This is a genomic window from Sorangium sp. So ce176, assembly GCF_051519835.1.
Lineage (GTDB): Bacteria > Myxococcota_A > Polyangia > Polyangiales > Polyangiaceae > Sorangium > Sorangium cellulosum_G.
Genome location: NZ_CP150371.1, coordinates 5,816,867 through 5,836,303, shown reverse-complemented (window position 1 = coordinate 5,836,303; position 19,437 = coordinate 5,816,867). Strand labels below are relative to the sequence as shown.

Genomic DNA, 19,437 nt, shown 5'->3' with positions numbered 1-19,437 from the left:
GCTACTAGGCCGGGCCATGTCCGAAGCCCCCTCGAAGAAACCGACCGACGGCCCGCTCGAGCCCCTGTTCGACAAGGTGGCGACCGAGCTGAACTTCCCCGCCGACGAGGCGAAGATCCTCGCCTTCTGGAAGCAGCGCCGCATCTTCGAGAAGACCCTCCGCGCCGAGACCCGCGCCACCGGCCCGTCGAGGGGCACGTTCGTCTTCTACGAGGGCCCGCCGACAGCCAACGGCATGCCGCACAACGGCCACGTGCTCACCCGCGCGGTCAAGGACGTCTTCCCCCGCTACAAGACGATGCGCGGCTACGACGTCCCGCGGAAGGCCGGCTGGGACACGCACGGGCTGCCTGTCGAGGTCGAGGTCGAGAAGGAGCTGCGCATCCACGGCAAGGCCGACATCGAGCGCTACGGCGTCGAGCCGTTCATCTCGCGCTGCGTCGACTCCGTGTTCCGGTACACCGAGGCGTGGGAGAGCCTGACCGACAAGATCGGCTTCTGGGTCGACCTCGACAGCGCCTACGTCACCTACCACCGGAGCTACGTCGAGAGCGTCTGGTGGGCGCTGTCGCAGCTCCACAAGAAGGGGCTCCTCTACCGCGGGCACCGCGTCTGCTGGTGGTGGCCGCAGGGCGGCACGGCGCTCAGCGCGGCCGAGGTCGGGTCGAACTACAAGACCGTGGACGACCCCAGCGTGTTCGTGGCGTTCCCGCTCGTGGACGAGCCCGACACGGCGCTCTGCGCGTGGACGACGACCCCGTGGACCTTGCCGTCGAACGGCTACGCCGCGGTCCGGCCCGAGTTCGACTACGTCGTCGTCGACGCGGGCGCGGCCGGGAAGCTCATCGTCGCCGCGGCGCTGCGCGAGGAGCTCGCGAAGAAGTTCAAGCGCGACCTGCCCGTGCTCCGCGAGCTCAAGGGGAGCGACCTCATCGGCAAGCGCTACCGCCCGCCGTTCGACAGCTTCTCGAGGTCGCTGTTCGACGCCACGGCGCGCCGGAAGGACGGCAAGGAAGAGCCGCTCTACTGGGTCGTCCTCGGCGCGGACTTCGTGACGCTCGACTCCGGCACGGGCATCGTCCACATCGCGCCCGCGTTCGGCGAGGACGACTTCAACGCGCACAAGAGGCGCCTCGAGGAGTTCCAGCCGATCCCCGGGAGCGAGGTCCCGATGCTCTGCGCGGTCCTGCCGGACGGCACGTTCGAGCCCGGGCTCACGCCGTTCTCGGGGATCTGGGTGAAGGACGCCGACCCGATGATCATCAAGGATCTCGGGGCGCGCGGGCTGCTCGTCCACGAGGAGAAGTACCGCCACGAGTACCCGTTCTGCTGGCGCGCGGACGACGACCCGCTGATCCAGCTCGCGCGGCCGGCCTGGTACATCCGGACGCGGGACAACATCGACAAGGCGATCGCGAACAACCGCGCGATCCACTGGCTCCCTTCGCACATCCAGGAGGGCCGGTTCGGCGACTTCCTCGCGAACAACGTCGACTGGGCGCTCTCGCGCGAGCGGTACTGGGGGACGCCGCTCAACGTCTGGATCTGCAAGGACGACGAGGAGCACCAGCTCGCCCCCGCGTCGGTCGCCGAGATCGAGGCGCTGAACCCGCGCGCCTTCGACCACTTCCACGCGGCGAAGAAGGCGGACCCGGGCCTGAACGACCACCTCATCGTCCACAAGCCGTGGATCGACAGGGTGACGTTCCCCTGTCCGACCTGCGGCGGCGAGATGCGGCGCGTGACCGAGGTCATCGACGCGTGGTTCGACAGCGGGAGCATGCCGTTCGCGCAGTGGGGCTACCCGCACGCGCCGGGCTCGAAGGAGCTGTTCGACCGCGCCTTCCCGGCGGACTTCATCAGCGAGGCGATCGACCAGACGCGCGGCTGGTTCTACTCGCTGCTGATGGTCTCGACGCTCGTCTTCGACGAGGCGACGCAGGAGAAGCTCGGGCTGTCGCGCGTCCGGAGCTACCCGCACCCGTACCAGACGTGCGTCGTGCTGGGGCACGTCTGCGACCGCGAGGGCAAGAAGGAGAGCAAGTCGAAGGGCAACTACACGCCGCCCGAGGTCATCCTGGAGCGCGTCCGGATGGAGTTCGCGGCGGTGAGGGCCGGGGATGTGAAGGGCGTCCAGGCGAAGGACGGGGTGGCGTTCATCGCGCGCGAGGACTACGAGGGGCTCGATCTGACCGGCGATGCCGCGAAGGTGCGGATGTACCGCGCCGACCGCGAGGCGCAGCCGCTCGCGATGGAGCTCCGGCCGCAGAAGGGCATGCCGCGGCGGATCGTCGCGCTCTCGGACGCGGATCTCGACCGCCTGGGCCTGTCGCCCGGCCAGAAGGCGCTCTCGGTGATGCCGAACGACGTGCCCCGGCTCCCGCAGCCCGAGCGCGTCACCATCGAGGATCCGGCGACGCCGGCGCCCGGGGCCGACGCGTTCCGCTGGTTCTTCTACGCGTCCTCGCCGCCGTGGACGAACACGCGCCACTCGCTCACGAACGTGCGCGCGTACCAGAAGGAGTTCGCGGTCAAGCTCCGGAACGTCTACTCGTTCTTCACCATCTACGCGAACATCGACGGCTTCTCGCCCGCCGAGGGGAACCCGGACGCGAAGGACACCTCGCCCGCGGCGCTCGCCGCGAGCGCCGGCTACCGGCCGGCGAAGCAGCGGTCGCTGCTCGACCGGTGGATCCTCTCGGAGCTCGCGCTCGCGACGCGGGAGGTGACGGCGCACCTCGACGAGTACCACCTGTACGAGGCCGCGCAGCGGCTGGTCGACCTCGTGGACGCGCTCTCGAACTGGTACGTCCGCCGGAGCCGCGCGCGCTTCTGGGCCCCCTCGGCGACGGATCCGCTGGAGATCTCCGCGGGCGCCGTGCGGGCGGCGCAGGACAAGCGCGACGCGTACTTCACGCTGTACGAGGTGCTCGTCGCGATCGCCAAGCTGAGCGCGCCGTTCACGCCGTTCCTCGCCGAGGCCATGTACCAGAACCTTGTGCGGCGGCCGTGGCCGGCGTCGCAGCCGGAGAGCGTGCACCTCGTGGCGTTCCCCGAGGCCGACGCGGCCGCGATCGACGAGCCGCTCGCGATCGAGATGCGCGCGGTGCGCGAGCTCGTGTCGCTGGGCCTGCAGGTGCGCACGGCGAACAAGCTCAAGGTGCGGCAGCCGCTCTCGCGCGCGGACATCGTGCTGTCGCAGCAGGGGCTCGCGGCGGCGGTCGCCGAGCACGTGCCGCTCATCGCCGAGGAGCTCAACGTGCACGAGGTGCGCTTCCTGAAGCCCGGCGAGGAGGGGAGCGCGGTGCGCTACGTGCTCAAGCCGAACTTCCGCGCGCTCGGGCCGAAGCTCGGCAAGAAGGTGCAGCTCGCGAAGCAGGTCCTCGCGAAGGCCGACGCCGCGTCGCTGCGCGCGGCGCTCGCGACCGAGGGCAAGATCGCGATCGCGCTCGACGGCGAGCAGGTCGAGCTCGGCCCCGAGGAGATCGACGTCGCGGTCGAGGCGGGCGACGGGTTCGCGGCGGCCGGCGGCCGCGCTGGGGTCGTCGTGCTGCACACGGCGCTCACGGACGCGCTCCGCGACGAGGGGCTCGGCCGGGAGATCCTCTCCCGCGTGCAGGGGCTGCGCAAGGAGCTCGACCTCGGCTTCACCGAGCGGATCCGGCTCGCGCTCGACGGCAGCGAGCGCGCCCGCAAGGTCGCCGAGGCGGCGCGCGAGATGCTCATGCAGGAGGCGCTCGCGGCCGAGCTCGTGCTCGGCGGGGCGCCCGCGGCGTGGGGGCAGGCCGAGACGCGCGAGGTCAACGTCGACGGCGAGGCGCTCGCGATCGTGCTCGCGCGCACGGCGTGAGGGCGCTGGGGGGGGAGCCGCGATGATCACCAGGATCTGCGCCGCGCGGCCCTCGGCGCGCCGTCGTGATTCCGTACCGGGCCTTACCATCCTGCGAGCGCGTCCGCCTCGCTGCGTGGGGGCGGCGCTCCTTCTGCAAGGTTCTTGTTGCGGCCACCTCTGACGAGGCGTTCGATGATCGTCGTCGGGTGGGGTGCATCGGAGATCCTCAGGGCAGTACGGAGGGCCGCGTCGAGCCGGCCCGGGATGGGCGGCAAGCTGCCCTGACGTCAGGACCTATCCGTCGCGGGACGGTGGCAGCGTCCAGCGATCCTCTCCCTCGTCGACCGGATGTCCCGGAGGCGCAGCGCCATGTCCCTGGCGGCAGTTCCGGTGTCCCTGGCGGCAGCCCCGGTGTCCCTGGCGGCAGTTCCGGTGTCCCTGGCGGCAGCTCCGGTGTCCCTGGCGGCAGTTCCGGTGTCCCTGAAGCGCAGCGCGACGAGTCCCTGAAACGGGGTTCCATGTCCCTGGCGGCAGTTCCGGTGTCCCTGGCGGCAGTTCCGGCGCCCCTGGCGGCAGTTCCGGTGTCCCTGGCGGCAATTCCGGTGTCCCCGGCGGCAGCTCCGGTGTCCCTGGCGACAGCTCCGGTGTCCCGGAAGCACGAGCCAGCCGGCCCGGCCGGCGGTCGCGCAGCGCGGAAAGGGCGATCGATGTCCTCGAGCCGAGGCTCCGTGCCGCGATGATCACCCACGTCTACGTCAGCAACTACGGCAGCATCGGGGCCGGCCTCGAGATCACGCTCGGGGCGCTGACCGCGCTGGTCGGTCCGCCCGGCTCGGGAAAGGGCTGCCTGCTCGACGCCGTGCGGTTCCTCGCCGAGTGCGCGAGCGGGGCGCTCGACCAGGCGGCGTCGAGCCGTCGCGGCGGCGCGCTGCTGCGGCCCCGCCGCGACGGCGCGCTCACCACCCTCGGCGTCGCGGTCTCCAGGACCGAGGGCCACGGGTTCTGGCTCGTGCAGATCGAGCCGGGGGACCGGGACGGCGAGATCCGCGTCAAGAGCGAGACCGCCGCCTGGTGGCAGCGCAGCGCGCTCACGCGGCTCGTCAAGCCGGGCGTGCGCGACGTGTTCGACGCGGGCAGCGACTCGCCCGAGGTCTCGTTCGACAGGCTCAAGGGCAGCCCGAAGGGGTTCTCGCGCAAGGACAAGGGGCGCAGCGGCACGCTCGCCTACCGCGGGGTCGCGCCCATCGCCGTGAGCGGCGCCAGGCTCGTCCTGCCCTTGCTCTCCGACGGGCCGCTCACCCCGATGCTCGACGAGCTGCGCCGCGCCGTCCTCTACTCCCTCGCGCCGCGCACCCTCCGCGCGCCCCAGAAGCTCAGCGCCTCCCGGCGCCTCCGCGCGAGCGGCGACAACTGGGGCTCCGTCCTCCGCGCGCTCGAGAAAGAGCGCTGGAAGGACGACTTCCTCGCCGGGCTGTCGCAGGTGATCGGCGACGTCGACGGCACCCGCGCTGCCTCGTCCGGCGGGCTCCTCGTCCCCGAGCTGCGCCACGGCGTCGACGGCGACGGGCGCGAGCGCTGGCGCGCCGCCGCCGACGAGCCGGACGCCACGCTGCGGCTCGCCGCCGTCGTCACGGCGCTCTCGCAGGAGCCCCCGCTCGTGCTCGCCGGCTTCGAGCACCCCGACGCAGGCGTCGATCGCGGCGCGCTGCCGGCGCTCCTCGGGTACCTGCGCGCCGCCTCCGCGCAGCGGCACATCCTGCTCACGACGGAGAGCCCCGCGCTGCTCGACCTGCTGCCCCTCGACGCCGTCCACGCGGTGGAGCTCCGCGACGGCTCGACCACCGCGTCCCCGGTCGACGAGCCGCAGCGGCGAGCCCTGCGCGAGCAGCTCGCTGCCCCGGAGAGCCAGCGCGCCCGGGCCGCGCGCGCCGAGCACGCCTCCGGTGCCTCCTGAGCCGCCGGCTACACCGCGATCCGCTCCCGGCGCGGCGCGAGCGGCGACGCGTCGTACCGCGCGAGCAGGTCCTCCGGATCGCGGTAGATCGCCGCGCACCCGGCCTCGAGGAGCTCCATCTCGGGGAAGCCTCCGCTGAGGAGACCCACCGTCAGGATGCCGAGCTTCGCCGCGGCCTCGGCGTCGGACGGCGCGTCGCCGACGAGGACGACCTCGCGCGGATCGACGCTGCCCAGCCGGTCGAGCGCCGCCTCGAAGAGATCCGGGTGCGGCTTCGACCGGTCCGCGTCGTCGGCCGACACAGTCCACGAGACCAGATCGCCCACCCCGGCGAGCGCGACGCCCGCGTCGAGCTCGCCGCGCGGCGTCGAGGAGGCGAGGACGATCCGGCGCCCGTCGCGCGCGACGCGCTCGAACAGCGCGCGCACCCCCGGGAAGGCGCGCGCGCCAGGGAGGAGCTCGCGCCTGTAGAGGTCGTCGTGCAGCGACGCGACGCCGGCGCCGATCCAGCCGACCTCCTCGGGCGACAGGAACACCGGCAAGAGCTCGCCCGCGCCCTTGCCGATCTGGCGCCGCAGCCGATCCAGCGAGACCTCGCGGCCGAACCGGCGGAAGGCGAGCTGCCAGGCGGCCGCGTGCAGATCGACAGTGTCGAGGATCGTCCCGTCGACATCGAAAATGACCGCGCTGACGCTGACCACGAGGGGGCACGTGGCGCAGGGCTGGACGCACCGCCATCGGAGGGCTCCCGACGGCCCGCGCCCGCCGCCCGCGCGACGGCGCCCGCCGCGCGGGCGCGAGCGGCGCCCGACCGGAGGCGCGATAGACTCGACCGAGGGGGGCGAGCAGGCAGGGCGATGCGATCATGAACCGGCGGCTGACGGCACTCTCGGTCCTCCTCGGCGCCCTCGCCGGCCCGGCCAGCTCCGCCGCCGCGGAGCCCGTGCCCGCGCTGCTCGTGGCCGATCTCGACGACGACGACGCCGACGGCGTGCCCGACGGCGAGCAGCCGCGCGTGCCGCCCTCGCCGGATCTGCTCGCGCTGCGCGGGCCGCGCGGCGCGGCGCCCGCGGCGATCCCCGCCGGCGTGCGGCTCCTCGTCGACGGCAGCCCCGTCCAGCCCGGCAGCGCCATCCCCGCGAACGCCCGCCGCGTCGAGCTCCAGGCGACCCGGGCCGGGCGGAGCGAGATCGCGCTCGCCGGAAGGACGGTGGCGATCAGCGCCTTCGAGATCCGCGCGATCGACGGCGCCGGACGGCGCATCGACATGGCGCGCTCCCACGCCTCGCTGCAGCGCACGCCCCCGGACCGGCTCGGCGACGATCCGTTCGGCAACCTCGACGACCCCGACGCGATCCGGCTGCTCGTGATCGGCGCGCCGGACGACGTGCCGGTGACCCTCGACGTCCACTCCGCGGCGCCGTCCGGCAAGGTGATCGACCGCCTCTCCAGCGTGCCGCTCGGCCACGTGCCGTGCCCCGAGGACGTCCCGCCCGGCCTCGTGTGCGGCTCGACGCGCCCCCTCCGCGCGGTCGCGGACGACATCGATCGCAACCACCCGATGATCGCCGACCGCTCCGTGAAGGGCGAGGTCGGCGGGGCGCTCGTCGTCGCCCTGCCCGGGGGGACGAAGCTCCAGACGATCCGCGTCGCCGGCCCGCGCACCTCGCCGCTCGGGCCCCTCGGGCGCACGCGCGCGCGCCTCCGGATCCTCATGGTGCGCCCGCGCGCGGGCGGGCCGCCGCCCATGGGCGGGGATGACGCGGGCGCCCTCGCGATCGCGCGCGCGGAGGTCGAGCGCGCGAACGCCCTCTGGGGCGCGTGCGGCGTGAGCTTCGGCCCGCCGGAGGAGCTCGACATCTCCTTCGTCGACCCCCCGCGACCCCACCTGCTCGCGATCGGCTGCGACCACGGGCTCCCGGCCAGCGGCGGCGCGATCCGGGTGCGCGTCGACGGCCACGAGGTGACCGCGGCCATCGCGCCCCGCATGCGCCCCGACGCCGCCGCCCGCGCCGTCGCCGCGGCGATCGCCGCCGCGGGGTTCTCGGTGCGCCTCTCCGACAACCCCGTCATCGGCGCGGGCGCCCACGGGACCACCGACGTGCTCGTGCGGCGGCCGGGCGGCGCGCTCGCGACGATCGAGCCGCCGGCGTCGGGCGCGCTGAGCACCGACGCCACGCTCACCGCGTGCATCGGCGCCGTCGAGCTCGACGACGGGCTCCAGCACTTCAGCGACACGGACGCGATCGCCGGCACGGTCGAGGAGCGCGCGCTGCTCAAGGCGTTCGACGACGGCGACCCCGCCACCGTCGACGTCGTGATGGTCCCGAGCTTCGCGGGCGGCGGGCGGATCGGCGAGTCGTTCATCTTCGCGGACGGCGGGGCGATCCGGAACACGATCATCGAGGACCGCGCCGGCCTGCGCGCCGATCGCGCGTCGTTCGCGCTGTCGCACGAGCTCGGGCACGTGCTGCTCGACGAGCCGGGGCACCCGGACGACTTCGGGATCGACACCCCGACCCGGCTGATGGACGCCGACGCGGCCAACGCCTCGGCCTACGGGCCGCGCCGCCTCACTGTCGACGAGTGCGCGCGCGCGATCCGCCAGAGCGGCGGGCCGCCGGGGCGCAATGAAGGCGGATCGCGCGCGCCGGCGCCGCGCGGCGCCGCCGGGGCCCCGGACGGCGCGGGAGCCCCGCCGGGCGGCGCCGCGGCGGCCGCGCGGCAGGGGCCGGGCGGCGCGACCGGGTTCCAGCCGAGCGGGCCCGTGCCCCTGCTCGCGCCGTGGCCGCTCGCGCCGCTCGGTCGAGAGAGGTGAGGCGACCGCGGCGCGCTGTGGTAGGAGCGGGCCCATGCGCGTCTGCCAACGGAGCGGCCTCTTCAGCGGCGTCGCGGCGCTCGCGTGCGCCACGGTCCTGCTCGAGATCGCGCTCACGCGGATCCACGGGGCGCTGTTCGGGCAGCCGCACGCGTTCGTCACGCTCGCGCTGTCGCTCGTCGGCGCCGGCCTCGGCGGCGCGCTGCTCTACGTCGCCCCGTCGCTCGTCCGCCCGCCCGCGCTCTTCGCCCGCATGGCGGCGCTCTCCGCGCTCGCGTCGGGCGCCACGCTCGCCGCGATCATCCTGCTCGCGCAGCGCGGGCCCGCGCCGGGATCGCTCCCGTGGCTCGCGCTTGTCTACGCCGCGTGCACCGTCCCGTTCGCCCTGGCGGGCCTCGCGCTCGCGGCCGCGATCCGGCACGCCGCCGCCGAGATGCCCCGCCTCTACCTGCTCGACCTCGTCGGCGGGTCGCTCGGCGGGCTCGCGGCGGCCGCCGCGCTCCGCGCCGGCGCGCCCCGCGCCGCGCTCGCGGCGGCGATCTTCTTCGCCGTGGCGGGCGTCTTCTTCTTCCTCGGGTCGCGCCGCGAGGGCGAGCAGCGGGCCCCCGGCGGCCTCGTCGCCACCTTCGTGCTCGGCAGCGCCGTGCTCCTCGCCGGCGACGTCGGCGCCCCGTGGCTCAGGCTCGCCGGCCTCCGCCGGACGACCCCCGACCGGACCGAGATCGAGGCCTGGAGCGAGCGCTCGCTGATCACGGTCGACCGCCCGCGGGCCGGCGCGGCGATGCTGCGGATCGACGGGGTCGCGGCGAGCCCGATCCTCGACGCGAAGGCGACGCCGCCGCCGCAGCCCGAGGACATCGCCTACGCGCTCCACCGGGACCAGGGCCCCACGCTCGTCGTCGGCGCCGGCGGCGGGCGCGAGGTGCGCGCCGCGCTCAAGGCCGGGCAGAAGGACGTCGTCGCGGTGGAGAGCGATCGCGGCGTCGTCGAGCTGATGCGCGGGAAGTACGCCGAGTTCAGCGGCCGCCTGTACGACAGGCCCGAGGTCCACCTCGCGCTCGGGGACGCGCGGAGCTTCGCCCGGCGCACGCCGCTGCTCTTCAGGAACATCGTGATCCCGTCGCCCGAGACCGCCGAGGCCGCCGCGACAGGCGCGCTCGCGCTGTCGGAGAGCCGGCTCGCCACGGTCGAGGGCATCGGCGACTTCCTCGCGCGCCTGCTGCCCGAGGGCACGCTGGTCGTGAGCCGGCCGGAGGGCGACCTCGATCGCCTGCTCGCCCTCACGGCCGCGGCGCTGCGCCGCGCGGGCGCGGCCGAGCCGAAGGACCACCTCTTCGCGTGCAGCGCCGCGCAGCGGACCGCGCTCCTCGCCCGGCGCGCGCCGCTCGCGCGCGCGGACATCGACGCGCTCCGCCGCCACTGCCGCAGGCACAAGCTCGCGGAGGCGTTCGCCCCCGACCGCCCGCAGACCCCGATCCGCGCGCGGCTCGCCGCGGCGGCCGACGCGCGCGCGGCGGCGCCCGACGCGACGAGCGACCTGACGCCGCCGACCGACGACAGGCCGTTCTTCTCCTACGCCGTCCCGCCGCGCCGCCTGCCCGCGGTGCTCGTCGACTGGAGGGCGCTCCGCGCCGAGCACACGGGCCTGCTCGCGCTCTCGGCGCTGCTCGCCGTCGCGTCCGTCCTCTCCGCGCTCACCGCGCTGCTCCCGCGGCTCGCGGCGCGCGCCGGCCGCGTCCTCCGGCGCGGCGCCGCGGCGGCCCCCGGCGCCGACGCGGCGGCGCCCCCGCCGCCCCGCGCCCGCGCCCTCGCGTTCTTCGCGGCGATCGGCGCGGGCTTCGCGCTGGTCGAGCTCGCCGTCTTCCGGCACGCGCTCCTGCTGCTCGACCTGCCCTCGCACGAGCTCCCGGCCGCCCTCGTGATCCTCCTTGTCTCGGCCGGCCTGGGCGGCCTGCTCACCGCGCGGGTGGCGCCGAGCGCCGCGGCCGGGACCACGGCGAGGGTGGCCGAGGCGCTCGCGGCGGCCGCGGCGCTCGGCGCGGTGGGGCTCGTCCCGCTCGCGCGGTGGAGCCTCGGGCTCGGGTCGTTCCCGCGCGCGCTGCTCGCGGTCGTGCTCCTCGCCGCGTTCGGCCTGCTCGCGGGATCGCTCGTGCCGCTCGGGGTCAAGCTCGTCGCCGCGGCCTCTCCGGCGCTGCTCCCCCTGTGCTGGGCGCTCTCGGCCTCCGCCGGGGCGGCGGCCATGGCCCTCGGCGCGCTGTGCGCGATGAACCTCGGCTACAGCGCCCTGCTGCTCGGCGCCGGCCTCACGTACCTCCTGGCCGCGGCGACGGTGCCGCCCGCCGCGGCCGGCGCGGCCGCCCTCGGCGACGCCGAGCGGGGCTGGCGCGACGAGCGCGACGACGCCCCGCCGGCCGGCGAGGCCGCGGGGGCGCGGCCCGACGTGCCCGAGGCGGCGCCGATCGCGTGAGCGCCCGGCGCGCCGGCCGTCAGCGCCGCGCGGCCAGCAGGAGGTGCGCGAGCAGGCCCGCGATGTTGTAGGCGTCGTCGCCGCCCCGGTGGTGCGTCCCGGCGAGCGGCAGGCCCACGCGCTCCAGGGCCTCGGCCATCCCCACCTCGCGCGGCAGCGCGCGCGCCACAGCGAACAGGGTCTTCACGTTGAGGTGGCTCGGCCCGAACGGGAACGGCACGCCGCGCGCCTGGCACTGCCGCTCGAACATGCGCCTGTCGTAGTCGCCGTAGCTCGCCCAGAGGCGGTCCTGCGCCTTGAGCTCGCTCCGCAGGAGCGCGCACGCCTCCTTGAACGAGACGCCCGCGTCGACGTCCGCCTGCGTCAGCGTCGTGAGCGACGTACAGAACGGGCTCACGCGCGAGCGCTCCGGGCACACGAGGATCGACCGCCTGTCGCGCCGCCGGCCCGAGCCGACCTCCAGCGTGCACACGCCGATCTCGATGATCTCGTTCTCCTCGCCCCGCGGCGGGTCGCCGTCCCAGCAGGTCGATTCGATGTCGATCACGAGGATGAGATCAAGACGCTTTGCCATCCAGCGCTGCCCCTACATGTCGCGGTGGGTACGCTCTCATCGTAACGAGAATCGGGACGCAAATTCTTTCAGGATTCTCCCGATAGCCCGGAAACGCCTCGGGCGGTTCGCTTTGTCCGGGCAAAAACTGAGTAGATACGGGACATAAGCGCGATGAGCACCGGGCGCGGATCGGTCGCTTCGGTCGCCAATCCGCTTGCCTGGAGGGCGTGGACCATGGACACTCGTCAGGTAATTTCTGACGAGGTTCTTCGAGTGAATCCTGGCTGCCAGCTCCAGCGCTCACCCGGCTCAGGCTGGGACCGGACCGCGCTCGCTGAGGTGCTCCCCGAACCGGCCGCCGACGACCGCGAGGTCTCGACGGGCCGACGGCTGCCTCCTCGTTCGGGCATTGTCCGCCACGAGGGCCGGGGCCGCGAGGCGGCGGACGAGGCGCGCCCCGCGGCGCGGGCCGGCGCGGCGGCGGAGAAGGCGCGCCCCGCGGCGCGGGCCGGCGCGGCGGCGGAGAAGGCGCGCCCCGCGGCGCGGGCCGGCGCGGGGCGGCGGCCGGCGTGTGGGACTGCCGCGGTCGATCCGCTCGTCGGCCGTACAGAGCACGGACTGCACATCGAGCGGCTCATCGCCGAGGGGGGGATGGGCGCGGTCTACGCGGCCCGTCGCGTCGCGACCGGGGAGGCCGTGGCGCTCAAGGTGCTCCGGCGCGCGCACGCCGGGGACCGCGGCATCGAGAGCCGGTTCGCCCGCGAGGTGCGGCTCGCCCGCCGCATCGATCACCCGAACGTCTGCCCTGTGCTCGGCGAGGGGCGCCTCTCCGACGGGCGGCCGTTCTTCCTGATGCCGCTCTTCAAGGGGGTCACGCTGGGCGAGGAGGTGCGGCGCAGCGGCCCGCTGCCGATCGGCCGCGCGCTCGCCTTGGCGGACCAGATCCTCGCCGGCCTCGCGGCCATGCACGCGGCGAAGGTCGTCCACCGCGACCTCCAGCCGGGCAACATCCTGCTCGTCGACGAGGCGCCGGGCGCCGGGGCAGGGGAGGGGGCGCCGACGGTCAAGCTCATCGATCTCGGCTTCGCGCACGAGCCCGGCGTCGACACGGGCGACGGCGTGACGCCGGACAGCCCCGGGTCGCTCGTGGGCACCCTGCTGTTCATGTCGCCGGAGCAGGCGATGCGCAGCCGCGCGATCACCGAGAGGAGCGACCAGTTCGCCGCGGCGCTGCTCATTTACTATGCGCTCTCGGGCAAGCTCCCCTTCCGGGGTCGGGGCGACCTCGACGTGCTCGTCGCGATCGTGCGCTCCGCGCCCGTGCCCCTCCGGCGCGAGCGCCGTGACGTCCCGCGCGTGCTCGACGAGGTGCTGGCGCGCGCCCTGTCCAAGCACCCCGACCACCGCTTCGCCGGCGCCTCGGCGATGCGCGCCGCGCTCGCCGCCGCCCGGGCGTAGCCCGCGCCGGCCCCCACGCCCGGCGAGCCTGCGGGGTGTCGGCGCGCGCGGCGCGCTCGCCGCGCGGCGGCCCGCTCCTTGCCACGACGGTGCCGCCTGCACGGCGCCGCGCAGCACCGCGTGCGGGCTGTGCAAGCGCTGCCCAAGGGCGGCGACGCGGCGCGGTGAGCTTCACGCGAGGGGAACCCCATGGACGCACTCGATCTCTTGGAGCAGCAGCACCTCGAACTCAGCGCCCTGATGGCGCGCATCGCCGCCGAGCCCAGCCCGGGACTCCGGACGTCGATGGTCGCGCAGCTCTCCCGGATGATCGACGCGCACGTACGGATCGAGGAGACGTACCTCTATCCTGTGTGTGCCGAGCGGATGGGCAGCGACAGGAAGCCGCTCCACGAGGCGTACGAGAAGCACGGGCTGGCGCGCTTCGCCGCCGACAACCTGCTGCGCACGCGCGCGACCGACGTGCGCTTCGAGGCGCGCCTCAAGCTGCTGCGGGAGGTGTTCGTCGACCACGCCGACGAGGAGGAGAGCGTCCTCTTCCCCAGGGCGAAGCGCGGGCTCACCGACGAGCAGCTCGACGTGATCGGCTGCGAGCTCGAGCGCGCGTACGAGGTGCTGCTGCGCGTCGGCGTGTCCGCGGGCGTCCCGCTCGTGCGGCCGCAGCGCGGGTGGCCGCGGCGCGGCACCCACGCGGGGCGCGCCCTCCGCCCCATGGCGCGGCGGCGCGGCGAGGCGCTGCGCGTCCGCGGCGAGTGAGCGGCTGGCGTGCCCGCGAGCGGCTGGCGTGCCCGCGCCCGCCTACACGGGGACGGGGCCGCCGAAGGCGCCGAGGAAGCGCGCCACCCAGACGGTGACCATCAGGACCGCCAGCGCGACGCCGAGCCGCGTCACCCACGCGCCCTGCATTGCCTCTGTCGCCGCGATGCGGCCGTCCTTCACGTAGACCGCCGCGTTGTACGCGATCGCGGCGATCACGAGCGGCGCCATGATCGGGGAGAGCGGGTGGAAGTGCAGCGCCTCGGCCACGTGGCCTTGCGCGAGGGCGAGGGTCGCGCGCGTGAGGCCGCAGCCGGGGCAGGGGTGGCGGGTGACGATCGCGAACGGGCAGAGCGGGACGCCGCACGCGACGAGGAGCCCGAAGAGCGCCGCGATCGCGCCGACGCGCGCCGCGCGGCCGCCCGGGGTCGCCGCGCTCCACCGGGACGGTGCCGGCGGAGCGGGCGCGGGGGGGTCGGGCGGGCAGGACAACGGAGGAGAACGGCGGCGGGTGGAGCGCTGGTGTAGCGCGTCCTCAGCGCGCGCTCACGCGGCGTTCGGATCCCAGACCTCGTTGAGGTCCTTCGCCAGGGCGTAGAGCGGGAGGAAGATGTAGAGCACGATGCCCTCGGCCTGCGGGTTGCGCGAGCCGGCCATCTGCTTGGCCCGGGTCACCTGCTCCGGCACCTTCACCCAGAGGAAGTAGTAGTTGAGCAGCGGGATGAAGACGTACCAGGGCTTGAACTCGGGATCCTTCGTCGCCTGCTGCAGCTCGTTCAGCATCGCCCAGAGCTGCCAGATGGCGTAGACGAAGCACACCATGCCGATCACGCAGACAGTGATCGGGTTGCGCGTCTCGCCCCGCACGGCGAGCGCGCCGCCGCCGCCGCCGTACGCGCCCAGGTTGCTGCCGCCCTGACCGAACTGACCGGCCGTCGCGAGCGGGCCGCCGGCGGGCGACGCGCCGCCGTAGCCGCCCGGATCGCTCGTCCCCGGCGCCGGCGACCCGTAGCCACCCTGCGGGCTGCCGTAGCCGCCGCCGCCGGGCGGGCTGCCGTAGCCGCCGCCGCCGGGCGGGCTGCCGTAGCCGCCGCCGCCGGGCGGGCTGCCGTAGCCGCCGCCGCCGGGCGGGCTGCCGTAGCCGCCGCCGCCGGGCGGGCTGCCGTAGCCGCCACCGCCGGGCGGGCTGCCGTAGCCGCCCTGCGGATCCTGGCCCGGAGGCGGGCCGTAGCCGCTCGCGCTGTGCTGCGGAGGCTGTCCGTAGCCGGGCTGCTGGCCGTAGCCCGGTTGCTGTCCGTAGCCCGGTTGCTGTCCGTAGCCGGGCTGCTGTCCGTAGCCCGGTTGCTGACCATAGCCGGGAGGCGCGCCGCCGGGGCCGCCCATCGGATCCTGGCCAGGGGGCGAGCCGAACGGATTGCCGCCCGCGCCCTGCGGGGGCTGGCCGTAGCTGCCGCCGGGCGGCGGAAACGCGCCGGGCTGCGGTTGCCCGCCCGGGCCGGTGTACCCGGGGAGCTGGTCGATGGCCATCGTGCCGCCGAGCGGGTTCACGCCCTGGTTCGGCTGCTGGCCGAACGGCGCATAGCCGCCCGACGGGCTCGCGGCCGCGCCGCCGAAGGCGGGGCCGGACGGCTGCTGCGGCGGGGCAGACGGCGACCCGTAGCCCATCCCGGGCGGAGGTGGGGCAGGGGGAGGCCCGGCCGGGGCGCCGAGCCCAGCCGGGGGGACGCCGACCACCGTGCCCGCGAGGCCCTGCGGCGGGCTCGGGATCGCAGGCATGCCCGGCGGAGCGCCGGCGGGCGGCGCCGGAGGCGGAGGCGCCCCGGGGGCTCGCGGGCCCGCCGCGCCCGCCCCGGAGGGCTGACTCATCAGCATGGTGCCCTTGAACTTCGGCGCGGCCGCTCCCTTCAGGTTGAAGCCGCACTTCGTGCACGTGGACGCTGTTTCCGAGTTTTGCGTCCCACAATTCGGACAGAACACGCACCACCTCCGGAGGGGGGTTCGCTGCACCGCATGTCCGCGCCCTGCGCGCGTCGTAATGGGCGCGGAGGGTAGTTGAAGCGCCTTCCCGTTCTCAAGTGAAAGACGAAGAACGCTGCGGACGCGACCGAGGCTACGCGTTCTCCGCCAGAAAACCCAGGGAGTTCTCACCATGGGACGCGGGGGGAGAGCGCCTCGCGCACGTCCCGCCCTGCGCCGCGCGGGCGCTCGCATGACGGCTGCGCGAGCGCCCGCGCAGCCGTCATGCGAGCGCCCCGCGCAGCCGTCGCGAGCGCCCCGCGCAGCCGTCGCGCGCGCCCGGCGCGGCGGCGGAGCTCCTCGAAGGATGAGCACGCAACCCCGCGGATTTGCTGGGGTGCATCGCGGCCCTCGCGCTCGCGTCGACGCGCCCGCGGAGGCCATGCGCGCCGCGCCGCGAGCCGGCCGTGGCGGGTCGGCCGGCTCGCTGTGTGCTCCAGGCACCACCTTTCTTGGGCAGCCGGACCCTTTCTGTTATCCGCCGGAGGTTTCCCCCCGGCGTGCCTTGACAGTGACCACCGTCGCTCACTAGCGTGCCCGCGCCTCGGGAACGGCTCCGTGCGACGGATAACCGAATGCCCGGCCGCCGGTGCGCGGGGCTGTCCGCCTCCGGTGGGCGCCTCTCCACAGGAGGCGCACGAGGTGACGCCCGGCTTTCCGGGTGAACCCCTCGCTTGGAAGGGGACCCGCGTTGCGGGGTCCCCACTGCATGTCGAAGCGGGCACGCCGCGACCGCGGCGCGCCCAGGGAGCCAGCGGACCGTGCCAACAGCCGACATGACCGAAGATTTTGCGCTCAGCGCCGACCGGAAGGTCGAGTTCGAGAAGATCCTCGCGCGCTACCCGAACCGCCAGGCCGCGTGCATCCCGGTGCTCCACCTCTGTCAGAGCCAGGAAGGGTGGGTCTCCGGGCGGGTGCTCCGCTGGGTCGCCGAGCAGCTCGGCCTCCCGACGGCGCACGTGCAGGGCGTCGCGACCTTCTACACGCTCTTCAACAAGGAGCCCGTGGGCAAGCACCAGGTCTGGGTCTGCCGGACGCTGAGCTGCGCGCTCAACGGCGCGGACGCGGTGCTGCACCACTGCGAGAAGCGCCTCGGGATCCGGGTGGGCGAGACCACGCAGGACGGCAAGGTCACGCTGCGCACCGCAGAGTGCCTCGCGTCGTGCGGCACCGCCCCGATGATGCAGGTCGATCGCGACTACCACGAGGGCCTGACGCTCGAGAAGGTGGACGCGATCCTCGATCGGTTGACGAGGTGACGAGATGCTCCGGCTGACGCGCTACCTGACCAAGAACTACGACAAGCCCGACGGCCACAAGCTGGCCGTGTACGAGAAGGGCGGCGGCTACCAGCAGGCGAAGCGCGCCCTCGGGATGACGCGCGAGGCGCTCGTCGAGGAGATGAAGGCGGCCAACATCCGCGGCCGCGGCGGCGCCGGGTTCGCCATGGGCGTGAAGTGGAGCTTCATGCCGTGGCCCCCGAAGCCCGAGCGGCCGCACTACCTCGTCATCAACGCGGACGAGGGCGAGCCCGGGACCTTCAAGGACCGCACGCTGATGGAGAAGAACCCCCACGCTGTCGTCGAGGGGTGCATCATCGGCTGCTTCGGGATCGGCGCCCACGCCGCGTACATCTACGTGCGCGACGAGCTGCACCTCTCGAAGGCGCGGCTCTGGGAGGCCATCGAGGAGGCGCGCGCCAAGGGCTACCTCGGCAAGCGCCCGTTCGGGATCGACTACCCCGTCGAGGTCTACGTCCACACGGGCGCCGGCGCCTACATCTGCGGCGAGGAGACGTCGCTGCTCAACTCGCTCGAGGGCAAGCGCGGCGAGCCGCGGCTCAAGCCGCCGTTCCCCGCGCAGTTCGGCGCGTTCGGGATGCCGACCACCGTGAACAACCTCGAGACGATCGCCGCGGTGCCCACGGCGCTCGAGCTCGGCGGCGACAACTTCTCGAAGCTGTCCGCGCTGCACCACCTGAAGGACGGCGGCTGTCGCCTCTTCGGCGTGAGCGGCCACGTGAACAACCCCGGGATCTTCGAGGCGAGCGTCGGCGTGACGCTGCGCGACCTCATCTACGACTTCGGCGGTGGCGTGAAGCACGGCAACCTCCTCGGGGTCATCCCGGGCGGCTCGTCGTGCCCGATCCTGCGCGCCGACGAGGTCGTGAACGCGCCGAGCGACAAGTCGCCGCTCCACCCGTGGCACGGCCAGAGCGTGCTCGACGTGCCGCTCGGCGTGGACACGTTCCGCGCGCTCGGGACGATGCTCGGCACCTGCTGCGCCATCGTGCTCAGCGACAAGGCGTGCCCGGTCCTCGCGATGCACAACCTGATGCGCTTCTACCGCCACGAGTCGTGCGGCCAGTGCACGCCGTGCCGCGAGGGCAGCGCGTGGATCCACCGGATCCTCGATCGCATCGTGCACGGCGAGGGGACGATCGAGGAGCTCGATCGGCTGCACGAGATCGCCGACAACATCATGGGCAACACCATCTGCGCCTTCGGCGAGGGAACGGCGATGCCCGCGCTCGGCTTCCTGCGGAAGTTCCGCAAGGAGTTCGAGGCGTACATACAGACCAAGGGCCGGTCGTCGACAGGGGTGCTCTCTCCGTGAAAATCTTCGAATTCGCCTTCTTCGGGCTGGCGTCGCTGCTGGTCCTCCTCGGCGGCCTGGCCACGGTCGCGGCGCGGAACCCGATCCGCGGCGCGATGGGGCTGCTCACGGCGATCTTCGGCATCGCGGGCCTCTACCTGATGCTGTCCGCGGAGTTCCTCGCCGCGATCCAGATCCTCGTGTACGCGGGCGCGGTCGTCATCCTCTTCCTGTTCGTGATCATGCTCCTCGGCCCGTCGGCGACGTCGCCGCGCGACGCGCGCACAGCGGTGCCGCGCTACCTCGGCGCCGGCGTGTTCTCCGTCGGCGCCATCAGCGCGCTGCTCCTCACCATCAGCGCCAGCAAGCCCGGCGTCACGGTCGTGCCGCCCGCCCCCGAGTCGCTCGGGACGATCGACGCGCTCGGGCACGAGCTCTTCACGAAGGGGATCGTGCCCTTCGAGCTCTCGGGCGCGCTGCTCCTCGTCGCGGTGATCGGCGCCGTCGCCGTCGCCCGCGGCAGGCAGGTCGATCCCACGCTGCTGCCGGCCGCGCCCTCGTCGCCGGACCCGCGCGATCAGGTCCCGGTGCGGGACGCCGCGGCGCCGGACGCGCAGCCGGGCGCCCTCACGGGCCACTTCACCCTGTCGACGAAGGAGCCGAAGTCATGATCACCGTCCCCATCGAGTACTACCTCGTGGTCGCGGCGGCGCTGTTCGCGATCGGGTCGGTGGGCTTCCTGCTGCGCAGGAACCTCCTCGTCCTCCTGATGAGCATCGAGCTGATGCTCAACGCCGTGAACCTCACGCTCGTCGCGTACAACCGGGTGCACCCGCAGGATCACGCCGGGCAGATCTTCACTTTCTTCGTCATCGCCATCGCGGCGGCGGAAGCCGCCGTGGGTCTCGCGATCGTGCTCGCGTTCTACCGCATCCGGAAGACGATGCGCTCGGACGACGCCGATCTCCTGAGGAGTTAGCGTGGA

At 74.2% G+C, this 19,437-nt stretch carries 14 protein-coding genes and 1 pseudogene; 10 read left to right on the top strand and 5 right to left on the bottom strand.

The window, feature by feature from the left end; genetic code table 11:
- The first annotated feature begins 16 nt into the window (after nucleotides 1-16).
- Complete coding sequence (ileS, locus tag WMF42_RS21760; RefSeq protein ID WP_437694012.1) at nucleotides 17-3,850, top strand: isoleucine--tRNA ligase; 3,834 nt, start codon at nucleotides 17-19, stop codon at nucleotides 3,848-3,850.
- Nucleotides 3,851-4,568: 718 nt separating this feature from the next.
- Nucleotides 4,569-5,786 (top strand): AAA family ATPase, encoded by a 1,218-nt coding sequence (locus tag WMF42_RS21755; RefSeq protein ID WP_437694010.1) that lies wholly within the window; start codon nucleotides 4,569-4,571, stop codon nucleotides 5,784-5,786.
- 8 nt (nucleotides 5,787-5,794) lie between these two features.
- Here the strand turns inward: WMF42_RS21755 and WMF42_RS21750 are convergent, their stop codons facing one another.
- Entirely contained in the window at nucleotides 5,795-6,487 is a 693-nt protein-coding gene (locus WMF42_RS21750) for an HAD family hydrolase (RefSeq protein WP_061609966.1), read from the bottom strand.
- A 164-nt stretch (nucleotides 6,488-6,651) separates the two neighbouring features.
- On the opposite strand from WMF42_RS21750, the gene WMF42_RS21745 reads away from it, so the two are divergent.
- Nucleotides 6,652-8,604, top strand: a complete 1,953-nt coding sequence (locus WMF42_RS21745; protein ID WP_437694008.1) for a hypothetical protein — start codon at nucleotides 6,652-6,654, stop codon at nucleotides 8,602-8,604.
- A 34-nt stretch (nucleotides 8,605-8,638) separates the two neighbouring features.
- Nucleotides 8,639-11,071, top strand: a complete 2,433-nt coding sequence (locus tag WMF42_RS21740) for a hypothetical protein (protein ID WP_437694006.1) — start codon at nucleotides 8,639-8,641, stop codon at nucleotides 11,069-11,071.
- Nucleotides 11,072-11,090: 19 nt separating this feature from the next.
- Here the strand turns inward: WMF42_RS21740 and WMF42_RS21735 are convergent, their stop codons facing one another.
- Nucleotides 11,091-11,645: a 3'-5' exonuclease gene (locus WMF42_RS21735; RefSeq protein WP_061605306.1), complete on the bottom strand. Its 555-nt coding sequence runs from the start codon at nucleotides 11,643-11,645 to the stop codon at nucleotides 11,091-11,093.
- A 321-nt stretch (nucleotides 11,646-11,966) separates the two neighbouring features.
- On the opposite strand from WMF42_RS21735, the gene WMF42_RS21730 reads away from it, so the two are divergent.
- Nucleotides 11,967-13,085: a serine/threonine-protein kinase gene (locus tag WMF42_RS21730; protein ID WP_437694003.1), complete on the top strand. Its 1,119-nt coding sequence runs from the start codon at nucleotides 11,967-11,969 to the stop codon at nucleotides 13,083-13,085.
- Nucleotides 13,086-13,274: 189 nt separating this feature from the next.
- Nucleotides 13,275-13,841 carry a hemerythrin domain-containing protein gene (locus tag WMF42_RS21725; protein WP_061610801.1) on the top strand — a complete coding sequence of 189 codons (567 nt, stop codon included), beginning with the start codon at nucleotides 13,275-13,277 and terminating at the stop codon, nucleotides 13,839-13,841.
- A 42-nt stretch (nucleotides 13,842-13,883) separates the two neighbouring features.
- Here the strand turns inward: WMF42_RS21725 and WMF42_RS21720 are convergent, their stop codons facing one another.
- The 3 genes and pseudogenes from WMF42_RS21720 to WMF42_RS21710 form a co-directional block, all read right to left on the bottom strand.
- Nucleotides 13,884-14,333, bottom strand: a complete 450-nt coding sequence (locus tag WMF42_RS21720; RefSeq protein ID WP_061610800.1) for a DUF2752 domain-containing protein — start codon at nucleotides 14,331-14,333, stop codon at nucleotides 13,884-13,886.
- Between the two features lie 54 nt (nucleotides 14,334-14,387).
- Nucleotides 14,388-15,713 (bottom strand): hypothetical protein, encoded by a 1,326-nt coding sequence (locus WMF42_RS21715; protein ID WP_437694488.1) that lies wholly within the window; start codon nucleotides 15,711-15,713, stop codon nucleotides 14,388-14,390.
- A 39-nt stretch (nucleotides 15,714-15,752) separates the two neighbouring features.
- Nucleotides 15,753-15,992, bottom strand: a pseudogene (locus WMF42_RS21710) (zinc ribbon domain-containing protein); the annotation flags it as partial.
- Nucleotides 15,993-16,633: 641 nt separating this feature from the next.
- On the opposite strand from WMF42_RS21710, the gene nuoE reads away from it, so the two are divergent.
- From nuoE to nuoK, 4 genes are read left to right on the top strand one after another with little or no spacing between them, the layout of a single operon-like run.
- Nucleotides 16,634-17,116, top strand: coding sequence for an NADH-quinone oxidoreductase subunit NuoE (gene nuoE / locus WMF42_RS21705; protein ID WP_061612262.1), 483 nt, complete (start codon nucleotides 16,634-16,636; stop codon nucleotides 17,114-17,116).
- Nucleotides 17,117-17,120: 4 nt separating this feature from the next.
- Nucleotides 17,121-18,473 (top strand): NADH-quinone oxidoreductase subunit NuoF, encoded by a 1,353-nt coding sequence (gene nuoF / locus WMF42_RS21700; protein WP_061612263.1) that lies wholly within the window; start codon nucleotides 17,121-17,123, stop codon nucleotides 18,471-18,473.
- Nucleotides 18,470-19,123, top strand: coding sequence for an NADH-quinone oxidoreductase subunit J family protein (locus WMF42_RS21695; protein WP_061612264.1), 654 nt, complete (start codon nucleotides 18,470-18,472; stop codon nucleotides 19,121-19,123). Before nuoF ends, WMF42_RS21695 begins: the two co-directional genes overlap by 4 nt.
- A complete protein-coding gene (gene nuoK, locus WMF42_RS21690; protein WP_061612265.1) occupies nucleotides 19,120-19,431 on the top strand; it encodes an NADH-quinone oxidoreductase subunit NuoK in 312 nt (103 codons plus the stop codon). Before WMF42_RS21695 ends, nuoK begins: the two co-directional genes overlap by 4 nt.
- The last annotated feature ends 6 nt before the right edge of the window (nucleotides 19,432-19,437 follow it).